At 65.6% G+C, this 3,085-nt stretch carries 4 protein-coding genes and 2 pseudogenes; 3 read left to right on the top strand and 3 right to left on the bottom strand.

Features of this window, described 5'->3' with window-relative positions; translation table 11 throughout:
* Positions 1-349 (bottom strand): hypothetical protein (locus IF89_RS39120; protein ID WP_158718101.1); only part of this gene is annotated, 349 nt, incomplete at its 3' end.
* Between the two features lie 906 nt (positions 350-1,255).
* On the opposite strand from IF89_RS39120, the gene IF89_RS43675 reads away from it, so the two are divergent.
* Both IF89_RS43675 and IF89_RS43670 read left to right on the top strand, forming a co-directional pair.
* A complete protein-coding gene (locus IF89_RS43675) occupies positions 1,256-1,501 on the top strand; it encodes a hypothetical protein (protein ID WP_158718100.1) in 246 nt (81 codons plus the stop codon).
* A gap of 54 nt (positions 1,502-1,555) precedes the next feature.
* Positions 1,556-1,858, top strand: coding sequence for a transposase (locus tag IF89_RS43670; RefSeq protein WP_078628761.1), 303 nt, complete (start codon positions 1,556-1,558; stop codon positions 1,856-1,858).
* A gap of 118 nt (positions 1,859-1,976) precedes the next feature.
* Here the strand turns inward: IF89_RS43670 and IF89_RS43665 are convergent.
* Positions 1,977-2,240 (bottom strand): annotated as a pseudogene (locus IF89_RS43665) (IS630 family transposase); the annotation flags it as partial.
* Positions 2,241-2,245: 5 nt separating this feature from the next.
* Between IF89_RS43665 and IF89_RS48605 the strand changes: the two are divergent.
* Positions 2,246-2,470, top strand: a pseudogene (locus tag IF89_RS48605) (IS630 family transposase); the annotation flags it as partial.
* A 2-nt stretch (positions 2,471-2,472) separates the two neighbouring features.
* On the opposite strand, the gene IF89_RS43655 reads toward IF89_RS48605, so the two are convergent.
* On the bottom strand, positions 2,473-2,958 hold the full coding sequence (locus tag IF89_RS43655; protein WP_324605404.1) for an IS630 family transposase: 486 nt from the start codon (positions 2,956-2,958) through the stop codon (positions 2,473-2,475).
* Between the last annotated feature and the right edge of the window lie 127 nt (positions 2,959-3,085).

The following is a 3,085-nucleotide window of genomic DNA, read 5'->3' as shown; positions in this document are numbered from 1 at the left end:
GTCGGTGCGGTCCGTCAGGGCCCTCACCGGTGTCGACGAACGGCAGGCCCAAACCCATACCCGCGCCCAGGCCCTGCCGGTCCACCCCCAGACCCGACAACTCCTGGTCATACGACAACACCAGCCCGAACCCAGTTTCACCGCGCCCCGCCGTCGCCAGCAGCGGCACCTCCAGGGAGTAGCGGCCGGTCCGCACATCCACCGCACCCCCCGCCCCCTCACCCGGCGCAAACACACCCGAGACAACACCCGGCGCAGACGCGTTTTCAATGGCTACCGCCTGAGCAGCAAGGACGCCTATGCCTTCGTGGAGGGCCCCGCCCACATTCGCCACCACAAGGAGGCTCACCAGCCCGCACCGGCCAAGTCCTACCCGGCGTACAGCACCGTCACGATGATTCACTTGATCACTAGACACGAAGGACCTCTCGAGAGCAGCAAACGGAAAGATCAGAACAGGTCACTGGAGCTCCGTCATCCTCCGATCCGCCTGCAATGAGGCGGGTCCGGGGGGCTGTGCAATTCAGTGACCGGGTCGTTGCTGAGTCCAACTCGGTCCAACGAAGGCGATGCCGAAGGCCTTGACGACCGCTTCCAGCGAGTTATCCAGCACCTGTAGCCGGTGCCGGTCGGGTCCAAAGACACCGCGGCGTAGATGCACTTCAGCACGAGATCTCGGAGGGGAAGTGACCGCGGCCCCGACAGCCCGGCGGTCGACCGTCCGGCTTACCATCGCCAGCCGCCGTCGAGGATGTTGCCAGCTTCTTGATGTCGACGTGAACCAGCTCGCCTGGCCGAGCCCGTTCTCAGCCGTATATGGGTTAACTTGATGTCCGCCTGCCGGCGGATGACCGCTGCCGTCCCGTGGCCTGGCCGACCCCGCCCGGTCGGCGCGGGGGACAGCCCGATGTCCATCCCGCTCATGCAGGCCCTGAAGGCGGCCCGCACCAGCCCGGCGCCCGCGCACGTGGCAGCAAGGCAACGATCGCCCAACCGGACGACCAGCGCGCGAAGCGCCGCCGGCGCGGCCGGTCCCACGGCCGACCACCAGCCTGCGACCGCGGGCAGTACCGTCGCCGCAACACCGTCGAACGCTGCATCGGCGACGACCGCCTCTAGGGACTCGTCGACGAACCCAGGCGCGGGGTGCCGCGGACCATCACCGACGCCCAGGTGGAAGAGGTGGTGGTCCGCACTTTGGAGCAGACGCCCCCGGGGCGGGACGCACTGGTCCAAGCGGGAGCTGGCCAAGGTCGTGGGCATCTTGCCCGCGAGCGTCCTGCGTATCTGGCACGCTTTCGGCCTGCAGCCATGGCGGACCGAGACGTTCAAGATCTTCCCGGAACCGCTCCTGATCGACAAGGCCCGTGACGTCGTCGGTTTGTACCTTGCTGCGCCGACAAACGCGGTGGATGAGAAACCGCAGATCCAGGCACTGGAGCGGACCGCGCCGGTGCTGCCGATGATCCCGGGAGTGCCCGAGCGGCGGAGCTTCGACTAAGCCCGCCACGACACCATCGACCTGTTCGCCGCAGGGCACACCGCGACCGGCAAGGTGATCACAAAGCTGTCCGCGCAGCACCGTGCCGTGGACTTCCGTCACTTCCCCGACGAGATCGACCGCCAGACCGGCGAAGCCCTGGCGGTCGACGTCATCTGCGACAAACCTCTCCGCCCACAAGGCACCCGTGGTGCACCAGTGACTCCTCGCGCAGCCTGCCTTCAGCTCCACTTCACCCCCGCCTACTCGTCGTGGATCAATCAGGTCGAGAGGTGGTTCGCTGAGCTGGAACGGCGCTGCCTCGAACGCGGAGTATCCTGCTCACTTGAGGACCTCAAGACTGCACTCGAAGGCTGAATCAAGGTCTGGAACGACGAGGCCCGGCCCTTCAAGCGGACCAGGGCCGCCGACCAGATCCTCGACAGCACCTGCCGCTACTGCGACAGGATCTCCGAAGCAGGTCACAACTGTAGGGTCCTGAGTCGTTAATTCGTCTGCAGTATGAGGCGAGGGATTCGAGGATTTCGTCTGCGTTATTGGTCCAGACGTAGGACTTGGGGTCGTCGTTCCAGGTGCTGATCCAGGTGCGGATGTCTTTCTCTAGTGCTTGGACCGACTTGTGGACGCCGCGCGGTATCCGCTTGGCGGCCAGTTCGGCGAACCAGCGCTCGACAAGGTTCAGCCATGGGGAACCGGTCGGTGTGAAGTGCATGTGGAACCGCGGATGTGCCAGCAGCCACTCTGGGCCACCCCCGGTTCCACCTGCACTTCACGCCGACCAGCGCGTCCTGGCTGAACCTGGTCGAGCGGTGGTTCGCTGAGCTGCCCCAGAAGAAGCTCAAGCGCGGCGTCCACCGCTCGGTCCAGGCCCTCGAACGCGACATCCGGGCCTGGCTCGCCGACTGGAACGAGCACCCCAGACCCTTCGTCTGGACCATGACAGCCGACGAGATCCTCCACAAAGTCGCCGCCTACTGCCGACGAATCTCTGACTCAGTCACTAGGATCTCTTCAGCGGTTTTGGTCCAGATGAACGGCTTGAGGTCTGCGTCCCAGCTCTTGGCCCAGCGGCGGATGTCGGCTTCGAGGGCCTGCACGTTATTGGGTGCGCCGGGCCGGATCATCTGGTCGGCCAGGAAGCCGGACCACCGCTCGACCTGGTTGATCCAGGAGGAACCGGTCGGGGTGAAGTGCATGTGAAAGCGCGGGCGCTCGGCAAGCCACGTCCTGAGGGCGGGTGTCTTGTGGGTGCCGCAGTTGTCGCACATCAGGTGGATGTGGAGATGCGCTGGTACTTCCTTGTCGATCCGCGTCAGGAACTTTCTGAACTCTGCCGCCCGGTGTCGGCGGTGCGGGGCACTGGCGACTTCGCCGGTGGCGACGTCGAACGCGGCAAACAAGGCGGCCAGGCCATGGCGAACGCAGTCGTGAGCGCGCCGCTCGGGCATGCCCGGCATTATCGGCAGCACCGGCTACTTGAGGCGTCCCCCGGAGTGTGGACACGGGGATTCATGCTGCGAGAGCGAGTCTATGTTCTCGCTGGTGCTGCTGTTCGAACTCGACGGGTGACAGGTAGCCGAGGCT

The sequence above is a fragment of the Streptomyces sp. NRRL F-2664 genome (genome assembly GCF_000719345.1).
Lineage (GTDB): Bacteria > Actinomycetota > Actinomycetes > Streptomycetales > Streptomycetaceae > Streptomyces.
This window is presented reverse-complemented; position numbering and strand designations above follow the sequence as displayed.